19 protein-coding genes are annotated in these 23,551 nt (G+C 50.8%); 18 read left to right on the forward strand and 1 reads right to left on the reverse strand.

Annotated features, from left to right (window positions below):
• Positions 1–29: 29 nt before the first annotated feature.
• The 4 genes from LRP54_RS03370 to LRP54_RS03385 all read left to right on the forward strand — a co-directional run bounded on the left by LRP54_RS03370 (position 30) and on the right by LRP54_RS03385 (position 6,943).
• Entirely contained in the window at positions 30–2,210 is a 2,181-nt protein-coding gene (locus LRP54_RS03370; RefSeq protein ID WP_231234957.1) for a beta-galactosidase, read from the forward strand.
• Positions 2,211–2,222: 12 nt separating this feature from the next.
• Entirely contained in the window at positions 2,223–3,392 is a 1,170-nt protein-coding gene (locus LRP54_RS03375; RefSeq protein WP_231234958.1) for an o-succinylbenzoate synthase, read from the forward strand.
• Between the two features lie 80 nt (positions 3,393–3,472).
• Positions 3,473–5,140: a 2-succinyl-5-enolpyruvyl-6-hydroxy-3-cyclohexene-1-carboxylic-acid synthase gene (gene menD / locus LRP54_RS03380; RefSeq protein WP_231234959.1), complete on the forward strand. Its 1,668-nt coding sequence runs from the start codon at positions 3,473–3,475 to the stop codon at positions 5,138–5,140.
• A gap of 105 nt (positions 5,141–5,245) precedes the next feature.
• The gene (locus LRP54_RS03385; RefSeq protein WP_231234960.1) at positions 5,246–6,943 is read left to right on the forward strand and encodes a S1C family serine protease; all 1,698 of its coding nucleotides are present in this window, start codon (positions 5,246–5,248) and stop codon (positions 6,941–6,943) included.
• A gap of 85 nt (positions 6,944–7,028) precedes the next feature.
• Here the strand turns inward: LRP54_RS03385 and LRP54_RS03390 are convergent, their stop codons facing one another.
• On the reverse strand, positions 7,029–8,288 hold the full coding sequence (locus LRP54_RS03390; protein ID WP_231234961.1) for an isochorismate synthase: 1,260 nt from the start codon (positions 8,286–8,288) through the stop codon (positions 7,029–7,031).
• 84 nt (positions 8,289–8,372) lie between these two features.
• On the opposite strand from LRP54_RS03390, the gene LRP54_RS03395 reads away from it, so the two are divergent.
• The 14 genes from LRP54_RS03395 to nuoL all read left to right on the forward strand — a co-directional run bounded on the left by LRP54_RS03395 (position 8,373) and on the right by nuoL (position 23,542).
• The gene (locus LRP54_RS03395; RefSeq protein WP_231235091.1) at positions 8,373–9,083 is read left to right on the forward strand and encodes a class I SAM-dependent methyltransferase; all 711 of its coding nucleotides are present in this window, start codon (positions 8,373–8,375) and stop codon (positions 9,081–9,083) included.
• Positions 9,084–9,328: 245 nt separating this feature from the next.
• A complete protein-coding gene (locus LRP54_RS03400; RefSeq protein ID WP_231235093.1) occupies positions 9,329–10,597 on the forward strand; it encodes a geranylgeranyl reductase family protein in 1,269 nt (422 codons plus the stop codon).
• Positions 10,598–10,667: 70 nt separating this feature from the next.
• Positions 10,668–11,024 carry an NADH-quinone oxidoreductase subunit A gene (locus tag LRP54_RS03405; RefSeq protein WP_231204377.1) on the forward strand — a complete coding sequence of 119 codons (357 nt, stop codon included), beginning with the start codon at positions 10,668–10,670 and terminating at the stop codon, positions 11,022–11,024.
• Between the two features lie 21 nt (positions 11,025–11,045).
• Positions 11,046–11,600, forward strand: a complete 555-nt coding sequence (locus tag LRP54_RS03410; RefSeq protein WP_231204379.1) for an NADH-quinone oxidoreductase subunit B — start codon at positions 11,046–11,048, stop codon at positions 11,598–11,600.
• Positions 11,597–12,337, forward strand: coding sequence for an NADH-quinone oxidoreductase subunit C (locus tag LRP54_RS03415; protein WP_231204382.1), 741 nt, complete (start codon positions 11,597–11,599; stop codon positions 12,335–12,337). The genes LRP54_RS03410 and LRP54_RS03415 overlap by 4 nt, the downstream gene beginning before the upstream one ends.
• Positions 12,334–13,689 carry an NADH-quinone oxidoreductase subunit D gene (locus LRP54_RS03420; protein WP_231204384.1) on the forward strand — a complete coding sequence of 452 codons (1,356 nt, stop codon included), beginning with the start codon at positions 12,334–12,336 and terminating at the stop codon, positions 13,687–13,689. Before LRP54_RS03415 ends, LRP54_RS03420 begins: the two co-directional genes overlap by 4 nt.
• A complete protein-coding gene (gene nuoE, locus LRP54_RS03425; RefSeq protein ID WP_231204386.1) occupies positions 13,686–14,396 on the forward strand; it encodes an NADH-quinone oxidoreductase subunit NuoE in 711 nt (236 codons plus the stop codon). Before LRP54_RS03420 ends, nuoE begins: the two co-directional genes overlap by 4 nt.
• Entirely contained in the window at positions 14,393–15,694 is a 1,302-nt protein-coding gene (gene nuoF, locus LRP54_RS03430) for an NADH-quinone oxidoreductase subunit NuoF (RefSeq protein WP_231204388.1), read from the forward strand. Before nuoE ends, nuoF begins: the two co-directional genes overlap by 4 nt.
• Positions 15,691–18,264, forward strand: a complete 2,574-nt coding sequence (locus tag LRP54_RS03435; protein WP_231234962.1) for an NADH-quinone oxidoreductase subunit G — start codon at positions 15,691–15,693, stop codon at positions 18,262–18,264. Before nuoF ends, LRP54_RS03435 begins: the two co-directional genes overlap by 4 nt.
• Entirely contained in the window at positions 18,261–19,586 is a 1,326-nt protein-coding gene (gene nuoH / locus LRP54_RS03440; protein WP_231204392.1) for an NADH-quinone oxidoreductase subunit NuoH, read from the forward strand. Before LRP54_RS03435 ends, nuoH begins: the two co-directional genes overlap by 4 nt.
• A complete protein-coding gene (nuoI, locus tag LRP54_RS03445) occupies positions 19,583–20,245 on the forward strand; it encodes an NADH-quinone oxidoreductase subunit NuoI (RefSeq protein WP_231234963.1) in 663 nt (220 codons plus the stop codon). The genes nuoH and nuoI overlap by 4 nt, the downstream gene beginning before the upstream one ends.
• A gap of 23 nt (positions 20,246–20,268) precedes the next feature.
• Positions 20,269–21,237 (forward strand): NADH-quinone oxidoreductase subunit J, encoded by a 969-nt coding sequence (locus LRP54_RS03450; protein ID WP_231204601.1) that lies wholly within the window; start codon positions 20,269–20,271, stop codon positions 21,235–21,237.
• Entirely contained in the window at positions 21,234–21,533 is a 300-nt protein-coding gene (gene nuoK, locus LRP54_RS03455; RefSeq protein ID WP_231204396.1) for an NADH-quinone oxidoreductase subunit NuoK, read from the forward strand. The genes LRP54_RS03450 and nuoK overlap by 4 nt, the downstream gene beginning before the upstream one ends.
• 59 nt (positions 21,534–21,592) lie before the next feature.
• Entirely contained in the window at positions 21,593–23,542 is a 1,950-nt protein-coding gene (gene nuoL, locus LRP54_RS03460) for an NADH-quinone oxidoreductase subunit L (protein WP_231235094.1), read from the forward strand.
• Positions 23,543–23,551: the final 9 nt, after the last annotated feature.

A 23,551-nucleotide genomic window follows, 5' to 3' on the forward strand; every position in this document is an offset into this window, starting at 1 on the left:
ATGTGTACGCAAAGTCAAAGGAAGTGAAGATGATTCCAACGCTACGAACACCCGCGTATGGTGGCGACTGGAGCCCCGAACAATGGGACGAAGCAACAATCGATCAGGATATTCACCTGATGGGCGAAGCCGGGGTCACAATGATTTCCCTCGGCATCTTTTCGTGGGCTTTCCTTGAACCAACAGAAAAGCACTATGACTTTGACTGGTTGGCTTCCATTATTGACCGTTTACATGCAGCAGGAATAGCTGTTGATCTTGCCAGCGGAACAGCATCCCCACCCGCATGGATGGCCCATACATACCCTCAAACATTACCTGTAGACAAGCGTGGTGTGCGTTTAGGTTTTGGTTCACGACAGCAGTATTGTCCATCTTCCCCTATCTACCGTGCAGCTGCCCGGGGCCTGGTTCAGCGTCTTGCCCAACGTTTTGGCGACCATCCGGCAGTTGCTTTATGGCATATCGGTAATGAATACGGGTGTCACACAGCACAGTGTTACTGTGACATATGCGCAGATGCATTCCGCGTCTGGTTACGTAACCGTTACAGCAACCTCACAGAGCTCAATGAAGTATGGGGAACGGCTTTTTGGTCGCAACGCTACACCGCCTACGAACAGATCACGCCGCCTCGTGAAATGCCAACATTCCATAATCCTGCTCAGGATCTTGATTGGAAACGTTTTTGCCAAGAAAACCTGCTTTCACTTATGCGTATGGAAAAGGAAGCGATACGTGAATACTCCGATCGCCCAGTGACAACGAATTTCATGGGTGATTTTTCAAGTCTGGACTATGCGCAGTGGGCGAAATATCTTGATGTTATTTCTGATGATTCATACCCTGATCCAGCCGATCCTGCTGCCGCGCATACAGCGGCCTGGACTGCAGATATTATGCGAGGCTTAAAAGCGGGGAAACCATGGCTCCTGATGGAGCAAGCTCCCAGCGCGGTCCAATGGCGTGAACGCAATTCACCGAAACGACCAGGACAATTTACCCTCTGGTCTGTAGCAAAAATGGCGCACGGTGCTGATGGGATTTTACAGTTCCAGTGGCGGCAATCCGTGCGCGGATCAGAAACCTTCCATTCGGGGATGGTGCCACATTCAGGGAAAAAATCACGTACATGGCATGAGGTGGTACGCACAGGCGAAGTCATACAGCGTCTTGCCCCCGTGATGGGTTCATCATATGAGGCTCAGGTGGCGGTTGTGATGGATTGGCCTTCCCAATGGGCGAAAGAATCTGCTATCGGCCCGGTTTCTGATGCGCCTTTTGAACGCACACGGGCGTGGCACCGCACTTTATGGGAAGCGGGGATTGCAACAGACGTTATCCCAGTGGATGCAGATTTTCGTAAGTATCGCCTCATTATTGTTCCGGAACTTTTCATTGACTATCCAGATTGTGCTCAACGTTTACGTGAAGCAGCCCAGCAGGGAGCACACGTGATTGTGGAAGGACCTTCAGGTGTTGTTGATGAGCACATGAAAGCAGTCACAGGCGGATACCTCGGGTCTTTGCGTGAACTTGTAGGTGTTGCTGTGAGCGACCACGCCGCTTTAACGGGTGAGGTTATTTCTCCCAGTTCAGCAAGTAATAGTCGTGGAGATGCTGTGAACCGTTTGAGTCGTGCTGTGGGTGTGCCAAGCGCGTGTACGTGGGCAGGGTTAAGTGTAGTGTCTGAGCCTTTGCGTCGCTGTCTGGAACGTATTGGTTCTCCTGCGCCAGATATGCGTTGCGGTATGTGGGCAGAAGAAATCATGCCGTATCGAGGAGATGCGTGGCAGAAAACAACAGACATTGACATTATCGCAGTATTTGATGGCCGAGGCGGTGGCGCAGATCTTTCAGGTATGCCCGCAATTACCCGACATCTGTGCGGGCAAGGGGCAGCCTGGTATATCGCATGTGATGTGGATGCTCTATCACGCTATGCCATAGCAACTTTGGTCTGTGCTTACGCGCGTGTGCGACCGGTGATGGCAGACCTTCCTGATGGGGTAGAAGCGCAACGACGCGGACCGTACCTGTTTTTGTTGAATCATTCAGATAAATCTGTTGAATTACGAGGGATTATTGGGACAGATTTAGTCGATCAGCAAGAATGCCGTGGGCACGTGATGCTTGCTCCGCGTAGCGCCATGGTGGTGGATACAGGAGGACATGCAGCTCTTGAGTCCACAGCTAAGGGCAAGCAATGACACAATACCTGTGTGGATTACGAGTTTTCGGCGCGTGAGGATTCTTCTTTTGTACAGACAAACGCATTAAAGCGTGAAACTGTGGCGCAACCGATGAAACCCCAAAGCCTACCTTTTTCACGATCGTATGCGGCAATGCGTGAGGTTGATATGTCCTCATGCTCGCCGCATATTCGGCGTAGCTTGCGGGGCGTGGATCGCATAGTTGTGTATTCGCTTCCTTTAGTGACGCGCTTTCGCGGTGTGACGATACGTGAGGGCCTGTTGCTCCACGGTGAATACGGCTGGGGGGAAGCTGCGCCTTTTGTTGAATACGGGCCGCAAGAATCTTCACGCTGGCTATTTTCAGCATGGCAGGCAGCCTGTGTAGCCCCGCCGCAGGTACATGCTGATCGGGTCCTTGTGAATGTTACTATCCCTGTCAGCTCTCCAGAAGAAGCAGTGCAGCGTGTGGAAAAAAGCGGTGGCTGTGCGACTGCGAAAGTAAAAGTCGCAGATCCTCGTACTCGTTTACATGATGACTGTGAGCGCGTAGAAGCTGTTGCTGATGCGCTTGTGCGTACTGTGGGACAGGAGTGTGCTCGCGTGCGCGTGGATGTTAATGGAGTGTGGGATAAGGATGAGGCTATTCGTGCTTTAGCGGAGCTTGACCGTGCAGCCAGTAGCGTTGGTGGTCTTGAATATGCGGAGCAGCCGTGTGCGACAGTTGAAGAATTAGCTTATGTGCGTAAAGCCCAACATGTTCCCATTGCTGCAGATGAATCAATTCGCAGGGCAGATGACCCGATGAAAGTCATACGTAAGCAAGCTGCAGATGTGGCTGTTGTGAAAGTAGCGCCTTTAGGTGGATATGAGCGCACAGTGGATCTAGCTGAACGCACAGGAGTACGGGTGGTTGTTTCCTCTGCTTTGGAATCATCGGTCGGATTGGCGACCGGTATCCGCACAGCCGCATATCTGATGGATCAGCAAGAGCCTGTGGCCTGTGGTCTGGCAACATCCCAATTACTGGCAGCAGATGTCACGTATCAACCATTACAGGTTGCGGAGGGCTTCTTACCGGTTACCCCTATTGAGCCGTATGAGGAGGCAATAGGTAAAAAACTGTTACCGGATGGAACCTATGACAGGTGGGTGAGTCGTTTAGGGGATATGTGCGCATATATGGAGGCGTTTTCATGAGGGATAAAACAAGCCAAGAGAATATTACTGGTCATACGGGGGAGACAGAGCCTAAGGAGGAAAAGAGGAGGCATGCCTCAATGATTTCTCCGAGTGTTCGCTTGGCTGCGTCAATTTGTGGCGCCTTATATGCGCAGGGCGTCCGTGATGTGGTGTATTGTCCTGGATCTCGTAGCGCACCTTTTGCTTACGTATTGGATGCTTTAACAAAGCGTGGCTATCTGCGTTCACATATTCGTGTGGATGAACGTTCAGCAGGTTTTTTGGCACTGGGGTTAAGCCGTGGCGCAGAGGTTCAGGGGAAAAATCCTGCTCCGGTCGCTATCGTGACAACCTCAGGGACTGCTGTCACTGAACTTCATGCAAGTATTGCCGAGGCCTCTCATGCGAAGATTCCGCTCCTTGTGCTTTCGGCGGATCGTCCGTTTGAAATGCGAGGAGTAGGCGCATCTCAAACGACAGATCAGGTGGGAGTTTTTGCTTCGCATGTGCGGGGCAATTGGGATATTCCTGCGGGAAGTGACGAAGTAGCATCGCTGCCGGCAATTGTGGGACGGGCTCTGGCTTGTGCTCAAGGAAAACCAACAGGTGAAGCGGGTCCAGTCCATATCAATGTGGGTTTACGTGACCCTCTTACTCCTACATCTTTTTGCGAGGATAGTGAATGGGTTGCTGATGTTGTGTGCGACTATGCAGATGAAGCAGCTAGGCGCACGCCGACAGTACATGCGGCTGTGCCTGTGCCTGTGTCGTGGAATAGTGTCATTGTTCCTGAACTGCGAACGGTTATCGTAGCAGGTGAAGGCGCTGATAAGCAGGTTGGTGAATGGGCTTCGCGTGCCCGTGTGCCTTTGATCGCAGAGCCGTCTGTTCCTCGAAGTGAGTTCGTGTTGCCATACGAACAAAGTTTGCTGTCGCGCTCGCAGCTGATGGAGGGGATTGAGCAGGTTATTGTTACTGGTCGACCGACTCTTTCGCGTGTGGTTCAGGGGCTTTTGGCGAAAAAAGGTGTGCGTGTTATTGTGCAGTCTCCTTCAGGACCGTGGACTGATGTGGCGGGCTGTGCTGCTCACGTTGTGGCAGCTCTTGCTGGGCCTGAGGAGCCTCATTCAGATCACGCATGGTATGACCTGTGGTGGAAAGTGGCGCACGATGAGGGTGCGCGTATTCGTGATGTATTGGCTCAAGAGCCTGCTGATTCTTCTGCTGTGCAGGTTGCGCGTCATGTGTGGGAATCAGTTTCAGGTGTCCTTGTCTTGGGGGCATCGAATTCTGTGCGTGCTGTCGATCTTGTTGCGAGGGGAGGGGGGCCTCGCTTAGTGATTACTAATCGGGGGCTTGCAGGTATTGATGGGACTCTTGCAACGGCATGTGGTGTGGCGATTGCTTCAGGTGAGTGTGTGTCTGCTTTGATGGGTGATTTGACTTTCTTCCATGACGCGGGTGCTTTAGCTGTGCCTCATGGTGAGTATGTGCCGGATGTACGTATTTTTGTTGTTGATGATGGGGGTGGTTCTATTTTTTCTACTTTGGAACATGGGGCGGCTCCTGTAGAGCTTTTTGATCGGTGGTTTCGTACGCGCCTTGATGTTTCAGTGAAAGGATTGTGTGAGGCTTATGGAGCGGATTATCGGTGTGTGAGTGTGGAAGATATTCCTGCTGTGTGTCAGGCTCCGTGGCGGGGGATTCAGGTGGTTCATATTCCGGTGCATCATGTGCCTGAAGTGTATAAACGTATTCGAGGGTGACCACCTCTTTTAGATTTTCAGAAAACTTTCAGAAAAGGTTCGGTAAACTTCTAAAATTCTCCGGCAGACTAAAACCGTAGAACAGAGTTTGCGAAAGAAGGAATAATGAACGAGTCACATGGAAACGAAACAGGTGGATGGCCCATTCCGCAACCTCATGAACGCTGGGAAGGTAACGATGAGGCACAAAATACGCCTCTTTCCACTTCTGCTCAGGACATGCCTACCTCGCCTCATACCGCACCTGTTGAGTACGCAGATACACATAGTTCAACGCCCATTGCTTCACAGGAGCATATTCGCGCAACTGAAGGGCAGACAACTCACACAGCCGAAGGACGCTCACAGGACACTGATCTGATACGCGAACACTTTCAGGCACCTACGCAACCCCTGCCTCCACACGAACCAGAAGCGCAGCGTGTAGCAGCTCAGCCTGCCCAAGAAAATCCTCGCCCCTATATGGCGCCCCAGATGAGCCCTCAAGAAATACGACCAACATATTCTCAGTCGCAATCTTTCCCCTTTGCCGCTCCTCAAGAGCCTCGCGTTACTTCTCACAATCAGAATCCGGGCACATCTGCGCTACCCTATGCGCCTGCACCGTTACCTGTTACCAGAAGTAAACGGAAAAAACGCAAAGCTCCCGGGTGGATTGCCCTCCTATGCGCAATGGGGGTCACTGCGGCTTTATCAGTGAGCGTAACAATAGCAATAACAGGATTACGAGGCGCTTCGGCTCCTGCATACACAACGCAAACAGTTGCTCCTGTCAGCTCCGATGGAACAATAGCTGATTGGAAAGCTGTTGCTGCTGCTGTTTCGCCGGCAGTTGTGACAATCAATGTGAGCAGCCAAAACGCTTCAGGTGTGGGCTCTGGTGTTATTTATGATCCCCGCGGCACAATCGTGACAAACTACCACGTCATCTCCAGCGCATTGAACGGGAAAGGGAAAATTTCTGTCACCCTCGCTGATAACAGAATTTTTGACGCAACCGTTGTTGGACACGACCAAACAACTGACCTCGCGGTTATTCGCCTAACAAATCCGCCCTCTGATTTAACTGTTGCGCAGTTTGGATCTTCGTCGCAGCTAACAATCGGTACGCAGGTGATGGCGATTGGTTCACCACTAGGACTTTCAAATACCGTGACAACAGGCATTATCTCTGCTGTGAACCGGCCAGTTGCGGTTTCCACTTCCTCAGAAAACGATCAAGACCAGCAAGTGAATCCTTTTGATCCTTTCGGCCAATTGCCGCGTGAAGATGAAGGAAATCGTAGTGCCAGCAATGAACCTGTTATTACAAATGCTATTCAAGTGGATGCTTCAATTAATCCAGGAAACTCAGGTGGGCCACTTTTTGATGAAACAGGCTCAGTGATTGGCATTAATTCCTCTATCGCTTCTAACAGTGGCTCCGCTAGCTCCGCTGGTTCTATTGGTTTAGGTTTTGCAATCCCTTCAGATCTTGTAGTCTCTGTTGTGAAACAACTGGTAGAAACAGGAAGTGTCGATCATGCGGTTCTGGGAGTAACCATTAAGACTGCTGCTGTTGGAGTTGATTCATTTACTCGTGCAGGTGCGCAAATTGAAGAAGTCGTACCCGGCGGTGCCGCTGAAAAAGCAGGGCTGAAATCTGGGGACACAATCACCGCTGTTGACGGTGCTGATGTTGCTTCAGGGAAAGCCCTATCAGGCTATGTTCGTCGCTACAAAGGTGGCGACACAGTGAAACTGACAGTTGTTCGTGAGGGTAAGAGTTCAGAGATCTCTGTGACTTTACAATCAAAGAAGTAAAAGAAAGATGAGTAGTGATTGTGTGGCCTTGTGTGATGGCAAGACCACACAATCATAAAGCTAATGTGATGAGCTGCTCGTATTCTTATATGCCGAGTGCTTCAAGAAGCGGTGACATTTTCGCTCGTGTTTCTGCGAGTTCTGCTTCTGGAACAGAATCGGGCATGATTCCGGCACCTGCGAAAAGTCGTAAGTTGGTCCCATCTTTACTGAGCTGAGCGCATCGCAAAGCGATACCAAATTCGCCTTCACCTTGAGCATCAATCCAACCGATAGGGCCGCAGTATCGTCCGCGTTCGGTGGTTTCATATGTTGATAAAAGATCAAAAGCCAAAGGAGTAGGGCTTCCGCATACGGCAGCCGTGGGGTGTACAGCAGAAACCACGTCAAGGACATTTGAATCCCTGAGGTGCCCGTGGATATCTGTTGCCAAGTGCGTAACATTTGGAAGCTCTAAAAGGAAAGGTTCGCTAGGTACGTCAAGTGAATCAACCAGAGGTGATAATGCGCGTACAACAGACTCCACAGCCAGAAGGTGTTCTGTCCGTTCTTTCATATCAGTCATGAGACGATCAGCATGTGTACGTGCGGACCCAGCGAGAACACGTGAATGAACGGTGCCGTCGCGCGTACTGGCAAGCAATTCAGGAGTTGCTCCGATGAGTTTGTCAACGGCGTACACCCATGTGGTGGGATACAGTTTGCTTAAACGTTGGAGTAAAAATCGTTCGTCTACTGGTAAAGGGCTGGTGACGCGCATATCACGTGCCATCACGACTTTTGATGCGCTACCTAAACGCAAACGTTCAATGACACGTCTGACTGATTCTGCCCAAGCGTTTTGTGTCATGCGGCCTGGTTGAGTCCGTAGCCCTGAGGGAATATGAATAGGATTCTTTTCTTTTTCCTGTGCTGCTGCTTCTGCGCTGGCTAGTGGGTCAGGTGCTGGAGCAGATAAAGCTGCTGTTGCAATAAAACGTTGATAATCATGGTCGATAATTGTGACTTCAGGTACGCGGAGGATTCCTGGGGTTGTCGATGCAAAACCAAAGGAACCGAAAGCGAAAGGAGCACGTGGTGCCTGGGTAGGCGAGTCCACATGAGCCACAGAACGCACCTCATCCCATATTCGCGCAGCATCACGTATAGCGTGAGGGCCATCGACTGTGATGCTGAGGGCATTGCCCCACCCGAGTAACTGGTGACCCGTCCCGTTCCACGCGAGGAGCTGCTGTCCATGCGGAGCAAGGTCGAATAAGGGGACATGAGTCAGTGGGTGATTTTCTGGCAAGGCTTCTATTCGAATATGAAGTGCAGAAAAATCTGAAGTCAGACATGTAGCCATACGCACATGCTAATGCTCAAATAGCTTCTTGGCTTCACTCTGAGGGGGACAACGTGTAAGGATTGAGCTATGAATTCTTCTCATATGTCTCAGGGAACTTCACCGGTTAAACGTGCAGATTTGGATAAAGCGCCGCATGAAATCGCTTCAATGTTCGATCATGTTTCTGCGCGTTACGATGTGACGAACGCTGTATTAACTGGTGGTATGAGCTATATCTGGCTTGCTGCTTTAGCGCGCGCGGTCGCTCCGTGCCCGTCAGATCGTATTCTTGATGTGGCTGCAGGAACGGGAACATCTTCACAGGTTTTAGCTCGCAGTGGTGCGCATGTGGTGGCCTGTGATTTGTCTGAGGGGATGATTGAAGTAGGCCGTCGTCGTCATCCTTCCTTAGAGTTTGTGCATGGTGATGCCATGGAATTGCCTTTTGACGATGACTCTTTTGATGCTGTGACTATTTCATATGGTTTGCGTAATATTCCTCATCCGGATCGGGCTTTAGGTGAGATGTATCGTGTAGTGCGTCCAGGAGGTCGTCTGGTTGTTTCAGAGTTTTCTACTCCGACGCATCCGCTTTTTCGTCGCCTGTACGACCTTCATTTGGACTATGTCATGCCGCGTGTGGCTTCGCTGGTGTCCTCTGATGATGTGGCCTATGACTATCTTGTGGAATCAATTCGTTCATGGCCGGATCAAAAAACGGTGGCTCATATGATAAAGAGTGCGGGCTGGTCAAATGTTCATTATCGCAATCTTACGGGCGGCATTGTTGCCTTGCATCGCGCTCAGAAATGAAAGAGGGAAAATATTGCTTTCATATGAAGCACTCAAATCCACTCACATTAAATTGAAAACATAAGTCTTTCCGAAATAGTGCGTGTATTATTCCTTGCTTACCCTGATGATCGCTTAAAAACAAGGGATTAATTGGCTTTGCTCCCTCTTACCTGTCTTAACCGGTAGTGTTATCCCTTGGACTGTAGTGTTCCTTCCTCACGGAATATGAAAGAGCGACCTGGAGGACGCGAGTGATTGAAGACATGGGCGTTGCTGCCACCGCCGACGTTGTCGTCGTTGGGGCAGGTCCTGCTGGTGCCTCCACCGCATATCATTTAGCAACTATGGGGATTGATGTCCTCATGGTTGATAAAGCTGTTTTCCCGCGCGATAAGGTATGCGGTGATGGCCTAACACCAGCAGCAGTACATGAGCTTCTTTTCATGGGAATCGACACAACAGGCTGGACACGTAACCGCGGCCTCACCGTTATTGGTGGGGGGCATACCGTTCACTTAGAATGGCCCGACCAAAAATCTCTCCCAGGCTACGGTATGGCGCGTCGCCGGATGGACTTAGACCATGCGCTTGTGCAGCGAGCACGCGAAGCCGGGGCGCGTGTCAACGAAAATGTGACAGTCACAGGCGCTCTCCAAGATTCAACGGGACGGGTTATTGGTATCACCACACGTTCAGGACGTGGACCTCAAGCCGTGACAGGGCAGATCAAAGCAAAACTTGTTGTTGACGCGGGAGGCGTATCTGCTCGCCTTGCCACAAGCCTCGGAATAAAGAAAAACCCCAACCGGCCTATGGGAGTTGCAGCACGCACCTACTTCCGTTCTCCTCGTGGAAACGAAGAATGGATGGAATCACATTTAGAGCTATGGGCTGGAAAACCAGGGGAATCAGATTTACTGCCCGGCTATGGGTGGATTTTCCCACTGGGGGATGGGCTGGTCAATGTGGGCCTTGGGTCAGTTGCCTCTCACGCTCAAGCAACACACCTGCCGTACAAAAAAGTTTTTGCACAATGGGTACAAAACCTACCACCCGAATGGGGCTTCACACCTGAAAACCAAGTTGGCCCACTTGCCAGCGCAGCTTTACCTATGTCTTTCAACCGTACACCTCACTACACAAACGGCCTGCTACTCGTAGGAGATGCAGGAGGTATGGTGAGTCCTTTCAACGGTGAAGGTATCGCACCAGGTATGAAAGCAGGGCGCTACGCGGCCGCAGCAATAGCGCAAGCAATGGGACGGAGCACGCGAGTCGGTATTGACCGCGCTTTAAGTGAGTACCCCGAAGCCATGCGTACAGAATACGGCGGCTACTATCAACTGGGTCGAATTTTTGTGCGCCTCATTGAAAATCCGCACATTATGCGGCTATGTACGACGCGAGGCTTACCTTTACCTCGACTGATGACCCTTGTTCACAAACTGCTCTCCGACGGATACGAACGAAACGGCGGAGACTTTGACGACCTACTGATTACAGCCCTGTCAAAGGTGGTGAAACCTGTATGAATTTTTCAGGACACCGCTGTTGGCCCCTCAAGGATATGAGGGCATTAACCCAAAACTGGGAGGTATGGAAATGAACCCCTATGTGCCGCTGCTTATCATGGCAGCCGCTGCACTGGTACTGGCTTTCGGAGGCTTAGCTGCTTCTGCGATCTTTGGTCCAACAAAGAAATCGCGTACAAAAGCTGATAACTACGAATGCGGTATTGATCCCAGTTCTCATACGGCAGACTTGGGTCGTTTTCCTGTGCGTTATTACCTTGTCGCCATGACTTTTATCATCTTTGATATTGAAGTTGTGTTCATGTATCCGTGGGCTGTCAGCTTTAACCAATTGGGCCTATTCGGTTTGATCGCAATGCTCACTTTCATTGCGCTTATTACGGTTCCATATATTTACGAATGGCGCCGCGGCGGACTGGACTACTGAGCGAAGGTCAAGGAGAAAACTATGGGACTGGAAGAAAGTATTCCTGCGGGCATTGCCCTGACAAGCGTTGAAAAAGTTTTAGGGCTGGCACGTAAGCACAGTCAATGGCCTGTCACAATGGGCTTGGCCTGCTGTGCTATTGAAATGATGGCAGCAGGTACACCGCGCTTCGATATGTCACGTTTTGGTCTTGAAGTATTCCGTGCCTCGCCACGACACTCAGACCTCATGATCGTATCTGGTCGCGTGTCACACAAAATGGCACCAATCGTTCGCCGCGTCTACGATTCAATGCCTGAGCCCAAATGGGTGATTTCCATGGGAGCTTGTGCATCCTCCGGTGGAATGTTCAATAACTATGCGGTTGTCCAAGGATGCGACCATATCGTGCCAGTGGATGTGTACTTACCGGGATGCCCACCGCGACCAGAAGCACTGATTCACGCAATTTTGACTTTGCGTGAGCAAATCGGCAAAGAACCTTTGGGCGCACATCGCCGTGAAATTGCTCGTAAAGCCGAACAAGCAGCTCTTGCTGCAACACCGACCCACCAACTGAAAGGACTCCTGGCATGAACAACGAAGTACACGCCGAACAGATTCCTGAAGCGGGTGTGGAACTTACTCAAACGCATCGTGGTTTTGCTGCAACTGAACCTATTGCACGCCGTCAGGGTATGTTTGGGGTAAATGATGCTGGTGACACCACAGGTTTTGGTGGATTAGTTACTCAGGAATACCTACCAGGTGAGTCTCAACGTCCTTACGGTGGATGGTTTGACTCGGTGGTTGACATTTTAGAAGAACTGATTACTTCTGCTGAACTCCCCATCGCAGATGTGATTGAAAAAGTAGTGGTCGACCGAGGTGAACTCACTATTTTCATTACACGCGAGCATATTCAACGTGTATGCCAGTGGCTCCGCGACGACCAAGACCTACGTTTTGAATTGTGCCTAGGAACAAATGGGGTTCACTACCCTCACGATACTGGACGCGAACTCCACGCGATCTATCCTTTGCAGTCACTGACACATAATCGAGTTCTCCGTCTTGAAGTTGCCTGCCCAGAAAGCGATCCGCATATCCCTTCAATTGTTTCCATTTATCCAGCAAACGACTGGCAAGAACGTGAAACATGGGATCTGATGGGAATTATTTTCGACGGACATCCTTCACTGACTCGTACCGCTTTGCCTGATGACTGGGTAGGTCATCCTCAACGAAAAGACTACCCACTGGGCGGTATTCCTGTGGAATTCCGTGGTGCAACTGTTCCGCCTGCTGACACGCGGAGGTCCTACAACTCATGAGTATCCAGAACACAAAAATTCACGCTGCTGCATCTGCCGCGGGCCTCAATATTGAGGAACTTCCTGAAGTCCTCGCACAAGGCGGTGACTGGGAGGATGTTTTAGCGGAAATTGAAAAAATCAGCCACGAACGCATCGTGTTGAATATGGGACCGGTTCACCCTTCCACTCACGGTGTGCTCCGCCTGATTTTGGAACTTGACGGTGAAACCGTTCGGGAAACCCGTGTTGATACCGGTTACCTGCATACCGGTATTGAAAAAAATATGGAGTACCGCACGTGGACCCAAGGGGTAACCTTCTGTACACGAATGGACTATGTGGCACCCTTCTTCCAAGAAGTGGCCTACTGCTTAGCAGTTGAAAAACTGTTGCGTATCACCGACGATGTTCCTGAACGCGCCAGCCTCATTCGTATCCTGTTAATGGAACTGAACCGCATTGCCAGTCACATGGTGGCTATCGGCACAGGCGGCAATGAATTAGGCGCTACAACAATGATGACCATTGCTTTCCGTGGTCGTGAAGAAATCCTCAGGATTTTTGAACGTATCACCGGTTTGCGTATGAATCATGCCTATATTCGCCCCGGTGGTGTTGCGCAGGATTTACCAGCCGGCACGGTTGAGTACATTCGTGAAAAACTTCCGAAAGTTCGCCGTGACATTGGTGAAATGCAGGACCTCGTTTTACAAAATCCGATTTTTAAGAAGCGTTTCGTTGACGTAGGTTATATGCCTTTATCGGGTCTGATTGCTTTGGGGATGACCGGTCCAAGTTTGAGGGCTGCTGGCTTGCCGCAAGACTTACGTAAAGATCAACCATACTGCGGATACGAAGAATTTGATTTCGACGTGGTTACTGCTGATGCTTCCGACTGTTATAACCGTGTCGTTGTTCGCTTCAACGAGTGCTACCAGTCTTTGAAGATTATCAACCAGGTGCTTCGACGTTTAGAAGCATGTGAAGGCGCGCCCACAATGGTTGCTGATGCTCATATCGCATGGCCTTCCCGTTTAAGTGTTGCCAGTGACGGTCAAGGTAATTCCTTGGAACATATTGCTGAAATTATGGGACAGTCAATGGAATCTTTGATCCATCATTTCAAACTGGTCACTGAAGGTTTCACTGTGCCATCTGGTCAGGTGTATCAGACGGTGGAGCATGCAAAAGGTATTCTCGGCGTGCACCTCGTATCTAACGGAGGAACACGTCCATACAGGGCACACTTCCGTGACCCCTCATTTGCAAACTTGCAGTCCACAGCAATGATGACTGAGGGCGGACAGCTCGCTGATGTTGTGGTTTCCTTGGCAAGTATCGACCCAGTGTTGGGAGGCGTTGACCGGTGACTTACACTCCTGAAGTTGAAGCTCGTCTACGTGACGAAGCACAGCAGATCATTGATAGGTACCCCACAGGACACGAACGTAGTGCGCTTTTACCGATGCTGCACCTCGTCCAATCCGAAGACGGCTACGTGTCAGCTGACGGCATTGCATTATGCGCAGATGTCCTGGACATTACACGCGCAGAAGTCAGCGCTGTCGCTACTTTCTACACCCAGTACAAACGACACCCTAACGGCGACTACCTGGTAGGCGTATGCACTAACTCTTTGTGCGCAGTTATGGGCGGCGACGAAATCTGGGAAGCCGTATCTGAACACGTTGGCGTAGGCTCTGATGAAACCAGCCCCTCGGGGAAAATCACCCTTGAACGATTAGAATGTAACGCTGCCTGTGATTACGCGCCAGTCATCATGGTGAACTGGGAATTTTTCGATAACCAAACGGTTGAATCCGCTATCGCCTTGGTTGATGCTTTAGAAGCAGGCCGTCCTGTTAGCCCGACCCGTGGACCTGACACGGTAGCCACATTCAAAGAAAATGAGCGCGTCCTCGCTGGTTTCCCTGATGGGCGAGTACATGAAGGTCCAAGCGCCGGTGAAGCATCACTTCTTGGCCTCAAAATTGCCGACACAAATGGCTGGACAGCTCCGACACCTATTGACAGTGCGGACACAACAGACCACGTAAAGGAGGGACAGGACGCATGAGTACATATAGTGCTCCCAGCACACTGACCCCGATTCTCACCCGAGGGTGGGGGGATGATCGTTCGTGGACCCTCGACTCTTACCTGTCACGTGGAGGATACGAGGGCCTGAAAAAAGCAAATGAAATGGAACCTGCGCAGATCATTGATCTGGTCAAGGCCTCTGGTCTGCGTGGTCGTGGCGGCGCAGGCTTCCCCACAGGTTTGAAATGGTCATTCTTGCCTCCAGACGACGGCCAACCTCGCTATTTGGTGGTTAATGCTGACGAGTCTGAACCGGGGACCTGTAAAGACATTCCAACGATTATGGCTAACCCGCATGTCCTCATTGAAGGTATGGCGATTACAAGCCGAGCAATTAACTGCACACATGCATTCGTTTACCTACGTGGTGAGGTCGTTCATGTGTACCGTCGCTTAATGAATGCAATCGAGGAAGCAACACAATCCGGTATTTTAGGTGATCTAAAAATTACAGCACATGCTGGTGCCGGTGCGTATATCTGTGGTGAAGAAACAGCTCTCCTCGATTCTCTTGAAGGGTATCGTGGACATCCTCGCCTGAAACCACCTTTCCCAGCGGTCGCAGGCTTATATGCGCGTCCCACGGTGATTAACAATGTCGAATCTGTCAGCCAAGTGGCAGGTATTTTCCAGCACGGTGTTGACTGGTACACGCAGATGGGCACGGAAAAATCAAAAGGACACGGTATTTTCTCGCTTTCCGGCCATGTTGCTCACCCTGGACAATTTGAAGCACCATTCGGCATCACCATGCGTGAGCTGATTGATATGGCTGGCGGTATTCGTCAGGGGCACCGCTTGAAGTTTTGGACACCGGGTGGTTCCTCAACGCCTTTATTTACAGAAGAAGATCTGGACGTACCGTTAGATTACGAGTCCGTAGGCGCTGCAGGTTCCATGCTTGCCACACGCGCATTGCAGGTTTTTGATGAAACCACGTCAGTCGTCCGAGTAATTACGCGGTGGATTGAGTTTTATCAACACGAATCATGCGGTAAATGCACGCCCTGTCGTGAAGGAACCTACTGGCTGAAACAAATTATGCTGCGTTTAGAAGCCGGTAAAGGCAAACCCGGAGATGTGGATTTGCTGGATGAAATCGCGCACAACATTTTTGGGCGTAGCTTCTGTGCATTAGGTGATGCTGCTTCAACACCGATTATGTCCGGTATCAAGAAATTCCGTTCCGAATTTGAAGCTGGGTTAACAACGCCTGCGCGGGAATTATTCCCGTATGAGGCATCCGCTGTGTTCGCGCGAGGAGGGGCACGATGACTACTTCCATGGTTGATGTCACTATCGATGATGTGCAGCTGAGTGTCCCTGCCGGAACACTTGTCATCCGCGCAGCTGAACAAGCAGGTATTCGTATTCCTCGTTTCTGCGACCATCCGTTACTTGAACCAGTGGCGGCCTGTCGTCAGTGTTTAGTCGAAGTAGGAATGCCGGATCGTAACACGGGTGAGCTGCGTTTTATGCCTAAACCACAGCCTTCCTGTGCTCAGACAGTTGCCCCAGGCATGGTCATTAAAACTCAGGAAACCTCTGAAGTTGCTGCCACAGCTCAGCAAGGCGTGATGGAATTCCTGCTACTTAACCACCCCCTTGACTGCCCAATTTGCGATAAGGGAGGCGAATGTCCTCTACAAAATCAAGCAATGACGGATGGGCGAGCAAAGTCACGTTTCGTTGATTCTAAACGGACATACACGAAGCCTTTACGCTTAACAAGCCATATTCTGCTTGACCGTGATCGTTGTATTCTGTGTCAGCGTTGCGTACGTTTCGGTAAAGAGATTGCCGGCGATGCCTTCTTAGATCTACAAGGACGAGGCGGCGGCACAGCCCCTGATGAACACCACGTATTTATGGGTGAGCAGATCGGCTCTTTTGATACTGCTGTCCTCGGCTACCACGATGATACCGCTCAAGATAACCATTTAGCGGGAATATCAGGTCCTTACGGGGATGAAGGGCTGATTGGTTCTGTGAACTCAGGACCCGTCGCAGAAAATGATCGTGACATGTCTGGACGCGCTTTCGCCTCATATTTCTCTGGAAATATTGTTCAGATTTGCCCGGTAGGTGCTTTAACAGCCGCGTCCTACCGTTTCCGTTCGCGCCCATTCGACCTGCACTCCACGGTATCGGTAACTGAACATGATGCTTCAGGTTCTTCTATTCGTGTGGATGTGCGACGTGGCGAAGTTGTTCGTCGTATGGCGGGAAATGATCCACAGGTCAATGAGGAATGGATTACTGATAAAGATCGTTTCGCCTTTGACTGGGCAAAACACAACCGCATTACGACTCCACTTGTTCGTGAAAATGGTGAACTTGTTCCTACCTCATGGTCGGATGCCCTTGAGCGTGTACACGAAGGGCTGACGAAAGCGAGTGAACGAGGGACTGTGGGCTTCTTGCCGGGTGGTCGCCTCACGTTTGAAGATGCATGGGCATGGTCAAAGTTTGCTCGCACAGTTGTAGGTTCCGATGCGATTGATTTCCGTTCACGTGAAATCAGCGAGGAGGAGCGTTCTTTCCTTGCATCCCATGTTGCCGGCAGCGGCTTAGGAGTGACATACGAGGATGTAGAAAAAACCTCCCATGTCCTGCTTGTTGCCATTGAACCAGAAGACGAATGTGGATCGTTATTCTTGCGTATGCGCAAATCAGCACGTAAAGGCACGTTGACGGTATCGGCTGTTGCGCCGATGACTACAGCAGGTCTGCGTAAGTTGAATGCGCATGTTCTCCATGCGGCTCCGGGAACAGAAGTGGAAGTTGTCACTTCGATTGCTTCAGGTGGTATTCATTCAGATCTGGCAGGTGATTTAGCTGGCGGTATCATCCTTGTCGGTGAGCGTGCAGGTCGAGTACCTGGTTTACTGACAGCGGTTACACGTCTGGCAGAGCGCACAGGGGCACGTATGCAGTGGATTCCACGTCGCGCAGGTGACAGGGGAGCCATTGAAGCAGGTTTGTTGCCAGGTCTGTTGCCTTTTGGTCGTTCTTTATGTGCTGAGTCAATTACCGAACTGGGATGGGGAAACGTCCCGACCACACGTGGTTTAGATATCACTCAGATTCTTCACGGAGCAACCGAAGGGACAGTGTCCGCACTTGTTGTTGGCGGTGTAGATGTGCGTGATCTTGCTGATCCAACACAGGCACGTCACGCATGTGAATCTGTTGAATTCTTGGTCAGTATTGAAGTGTGCCATTCAGATATCACCAAACGCGCTGATGTTGTTTTGCCGGTCGCTCCACCTATTGAAAAACACGGCACGTACATTAACTGGGAAGGGCGTTTACGTCCTTTCGGTCAGGCAATTTCAGCTCGCTCATTGACAGATCGTGACATATTTGTTCGTCTCGCGGAGCACTACGATACGGACCTAGGTGGCCGAACACTTGTCGATCTGTACGAGGAAGTCAACGCGGTGATGTCCTATCGCGGACCGCGCGCCTCATTCGATATGGTGGATGCTCCTGCGCCGACGGCGGTAAGAAGTGGACAGGCCCTCCTTGCTACGCATAAGCCCATGCTTGATGCTGGTCGTTTACAAAACGAAGCTCCATATCTTGCAGGAACTGCTCGTCGGCCTGTGGCGTATATTTCCGCTGGAACAATGGCGGCTTTAGGGTGTGAACCTCGCTTGCACGGCCCCGCCTTGACGTTGAGCACTGAACGTGGTGCTCTGACCTTACCCGCGCATATTGCGGACCTGCCTGACTGCGTCGTGTGGGTGCCTGAATGTTCGGAAGGCTCTTATGTCCATGAGTCGCTCGGCAGGGCAGGTACTGTCGTCACTCTGAGCACCACTGGGGAGGTGGACCGGTGAACTACACGCCGTTAGCAGCGCAGTACGTTGCCGCAGATTTTTCACAAGAAACCTGGTGGCTGACTGTCATCAAGGCTGTCTTTATCATTGTTTTCCTTATTTTGAACGTTCTGATCGCCCTGTGGGTGGAACGCCGTGGTTTAGGGCGTATGCAAACACGCCCGGGACCGAATGTGGCAGGTCCTTTAGGTTTGCTGCAAGCTATTGCAGATGCCGGCAAACTCTTGTTCAAAGAGGACATGTGGACCCGGCGTTCTGACAAGTTTTTATACTTACTAGCACCAGCGATCTCGGCTTTTTGTGCTTTCAGTGTTTTCGCTGTGATCCCAATGGGACCGAATGTAACGATTCTTGGTCGCTCTACACCGCTGCAACTTGCAGATATGCCTGTAGCAGTCCTGTACATTTTGGCCATTACATCTTTAGGGCTCTACGGAATTGTCTTGGGCGGTTGGTCGACTCGTTCAACTTTGCCTTTATATGGTGCGGTACGTTCCTCTGCGCAGGTGATTTCCTACGAATTATCAATGGGATTGGCGCTCGTATCAGTCTTTTTGATGGCGGGCTCGATGTCTACCTCACAGATCGTTGCCTCGCAAGGATACACATGGTGGTTCTTACCTCTGGCCCCAGCATTTGTGATCTACTTGATTTCCATGGTCGGTGAAGTAAACCGTTTGCCTTTCGACTTACCTGAAGCGGAAGGCGAATTGGTGGCCGGCCATATGACGGAATACTCGTCAATGAAGTTTGGTTGGTATTACCTGTCAGAATACGTCAATATGTTGAACGTATCGGCAGTGGCAACCACAATGTTTTTTGGTGGCTGGCATGCGCCGTGGCCTCTGAGCCATATTGAAATCCTCAATGGTGGATGGTTTGCTTTAGGGTGGTTCTTCCTGAAGATGTGGTTCTTTATGTTCCTCATGATTTGGACTCGTGCTACCTTACTTCGTTTCCGGTACGACCAGTTCATGGCTTTAGGGTGGAAACGTTTAATTCCGTTCTCTTTGGGCTGGCTTGTCACAGTTGCTCTGGTCAGAGGCATCAGCCAATGGGTTAATGTGTCACTTCCTGTGCTGATTGGTGCAATTGCCGGTATCTTCCTGATTGTCCTGCTGATCTTGTGGTTTACAGATCGTGCTGATGAAAAGAAGAAAGCAGCCATTGAAACAGCAAAGCACGCTCAGCGGAATGCGCCATTTGATGCTTTTGCTGACGGTTTCCCTGTGCCGCCTTTGCCGGGGCAATCTTTGCCGCCATCGCCTCGTGCAGGCCGAGTCCCTATCGCTGCGACCATCACTGAGGAGGACGCACAATGACAGACAAGTCCGTATCCCAGGATGACGAAATGCGTTACGAACAAGATCCTAAGGGTCCTATTGGTGAATTCTTTGCACCTTTCGCAGGCTACGGGGTCACCATATCGTCTTTCTTTCGTCCCACAGTTACTGAACAGTATCCTTTCGAAGGCCCTTTCGTTGAACCACGTTTCCATGGCCGCCATCAACTGAATCGTTATCCTGACGGTTTAGAAAAATGTATCGGCTGCGAATTGTGCGCATGGGCTTGTCCTGCTGACGCGATTTTGGTTGAAGCTGCTTCTAATACACCGCAAGAACAATATTCACCGGGAGAACGCTATGGAGCGGTCTACCAGATCAATTACTTGCGTTGTATTTTCTGCGGTTACTGCATTGAAGCATGCCCCACTCGTGCTTTGACAATGGGCCATGATTTTGAGCTTGCTACATATGAGCGTCTGGATGACATCTACGAAAAACAAGATCTGCTGGTTCCACTGGCAGAAGGGATGTTAGCTCCACCGCATCCGCAAGTGCAGGGGCTATCTGATGGTGACTACTATCGAGGTGAGGTCACTGGGCCATCAAGTGAACAAATCGAATGGGTACGTCAGAACCGTCCAGATGATCCAACCCTTGCCACAGCACGCCCCACCGATAAGGAGGCACAGCAGTGATTGAGTTAGGAACTTGGCCTGCAATGAGCTCCACTTCAGAAGCAATTCTTTTCTGCTGTGTGGCTACAATCATGGTTTTGGGCGCTTTAGGTGTTCTTTTCTTCCGTAAAGCAGCTTATGCCGCGTTGTGTATGGTCCTTGTCATGTTAGGTCTGGCTGTCATCTATCTGACTCATGGAGCAGCTTTCCTTGGAACCGTTCAAGTGGTGGTCTATACGGGCGCCATTATGATGCTGTTCTTATTCGTCATCATGATGATCGGTCTGGGTGCCTCTGATGAATACAGGATTCAGCGTCAAGGAAATATTGTCGCGGCCCTGCTGTTGGCTCTTGGGCTGGTTGTTATTCTTGTTGGCGTGGTAGCGAGGACCCATAAAGGGACGGAGCTTCCTGTGACCCAGGTGGATCCATACTCCAATGCGCCGGTCACTAATCTTGCTACCGAGTTGTTCGGGCAGCACTGGTTCACCATGGAACTATCGGGAGCTTTGCTGATTACCGCAGCCATTGGAGCTATGCTGCTTACTCACACAGATAAGCTTGGTCCTCGTACTGACCAGCATGGTACTGCTGAAGCAAAGATGCGTGCTTTCAAAGAACGTGGTCGCCATATGGGGCAGCTACCGGCACCCGGTGTGTACGCCCATTCAAATGCTGTCGATGTCCCCGCGCTTTCCGGTGAAACAATGGGACCGGTTGAAGAATCTGTTCCTCGTGTTTTGCGAGTCAAGGGACTTCTGCGAAATATCAGCCAAGTCGATTCATCTGTGGCTGATGAACTGGTTCATATTCGTTTAGGTCGTGCCGATCAATCTGTTTTCGGCCCGTTAGCTTCTTCGCGTGTCCCACGTTCAGGAGCATGGGGGATGCCTGGAACGAAAGCGCCGACTGGCCTCAACGATCTACCTACGCGATCTGTAACTGATGCTGGTGAACCCGAAGTGCAAGAAAACGAAAGCACACCTGCTGTCACTGAGGAGGAAAGCAAGTGAGCATGTCCTATTATCTGATTCTTGCTGTACTCCTGTTTGCGATAGGTGCGGCGATTGTCCTTGTGCGTCGAAGCGCAGTTATTTCACTCATGGGCGTTGAACTCATGTTGAACTCCGCGAATCTTGCTTTTGTCACATTTGCTCGTATGCACGGTACCGTGTCGGGTGAAATCATGGCATTTTTCGTTATGGTTGTTGCGGCCGCTGAAGTAGTGGTCGGGTTAGCCATCATTGTGTCGATCTTTAAGTCGCGGAGCACTACCAGCCTCGACGACGCGAATCTGCTGAAGAACTGAGGGAGGTTAACAGCATGTCATCCTTGGTCTTCTCTGCGCTTGCCGCTACGCAAACGCATATGCACACAGCAACGGAGGTGCTTCCAGCTACCGGTGTTGCGCAGTATGCGTGGCTGATGGTTGCTATTCCGGCATTAAGTGCTGGAACATTATTGCTGCTTGGACGTAAAACCGATAAATGGGGCCATTGGCTGGCCACATGTGCGTCCTGGGCTTCGTTCATTGTAGGTTTGCTCATTCTGATTCAGTTGATTCAAGCTCCTGCTGGGGAACGTCGTTTACTCGACCATGTATTTACGTGGATTCCAGCGGGCTCTTTCACTGTGAATGTGGCGTTCTTACTGGATCCGTTGTCTTTGACTTTCGTTATGCTTGTGACTTTCGTGGGTTCCCTTATCCACGTGTACGCGGTGGCATATATGGAGCATGATACGGATCGTCGTCGATTCTTCGCTTATCTCAACCTGTTCATTGCAGCGATGCTGACATTGGTTTTAGGCGATTCATACGCGGTTCTTTTCGTAGGTTGGGAAGGCGTTGGCTTAGCCTCCTACCTGCTTATCGGTTTCTGGAACCATGTGCCAGATAACGCAAAAGCAGCGAAAAAAGCATTCGTTATGAACCGTGTGGGCGATATGGGACTCCTTTTAGCGATGATGACAATGGTTGCGGCTTGCGGCACAGTCAATATTTCGCAAGTGAACAGCATGGTTCCCGGCCTACCAATGAGTGTTGTCACCGTGATGGGCTTGTTCTTGCTGGTGGGTGCGTGTGGTAAATCAGCACAATTCCCATTACAAGCATGGTTGGGTGACGCTATGGCTGGCCCGACACCGGTATCAGCCCTCATACACGCTGCAACAATGGTTACTGCGGGTGTGTACCTTGTTGTTCGTTCAGGTTTGATTTATCAGGCTTCACCTGTTGCGGCTGCAGCTGTCGTCACCATCGGTGCTATCACCTTGGTTTTCGGAGCTATTGTGGGTTCAGCAAAAGACGATATGAAGAAAGTCTTGGCTGCTTCAACAATGAGCCAAATTGGTTATATGATGCTTGGCGCAGGCCTTGGTCCGATTGGTTGGGCTTTCGCAATATTCCATCTATTCACTCACGGTTTCTTTAAGGCACTGATGTTCTTGGGTGCAGGTTCTGTTATGCACGGTATGGCTGACCAAGTGAATATGCGTCGTTTTGGTGCTTTACGTACAGCTATGAAAGTAACATGGGTGACTTTCATGGCGGGATGGCTTGCCATCTTAGGTGTCCCACCTTTTGCAGGGTTCTTCTCGAAAGACAAAATTATTGAGGCCGCATTCTCCTTGCACACATTCGGCGTAGAAGCATCGTGGGCTGGCTGGCTTTTCGGTTGGATCGCTATGCTGGGTGCCGGTGTGACAGCGTTCTACATGTCGCGCCTGTTCTTCATGACATTCCACGGCAAAGCACGTTGGACTACTGAAGCTGAAGGAAGCCCAGTTCATCCTCATGAATCCTCACCGTTCATGACGATTCCAATGATTATCCTCGCGGTTTTCGCAGTGGGAATTGGTGGGCTTTTGTCCTTTGGTGATCTTTTTGTTCACTGGCTCGAACCATCACTGGGAGCTGTTGAACACGGCCATCCTGTGATGCCTGTGTGGGTCATTCAAGTTCTGACATTACTGTTAGTCGCTGCGGGCGCCGCGTTGGCATGGGTTAAATACGCGCAGCATGATGTCCCGATTGCTGTTCCGTCAGGGAATGTCCTGGTACGGGCAGCACGTAACGACATGTATCAAGACCAAGTAAATGAAGCGGTTTTCATTACTCCGGGTTCTGCGCTTGTCACTGCTGCAACGGCGGGTGACAGCAAGGGAATTGATGGTTTAGTTCGTGCTATCGGTGCATGTTCTCGTGGTCTGGGGCGCCTAGTGACGCATACTCAGAACGGATATATACGGGCGTATGCGTCATACATCCTTGGTGGGGTTGTCCTTGCCTTGGCTATCATCCTCGGCTTTAGGCTGTGAGGGGAGTTC

The sequence above is a fragment of the Schaalia sp. lx-100 genome (genome assembly GCF_021083625.1).
GTDB lineage: Bacteria > Actinomycetota > Actinomycetes > Actinomycetales > Actinomycetaceae > Pauljensenia.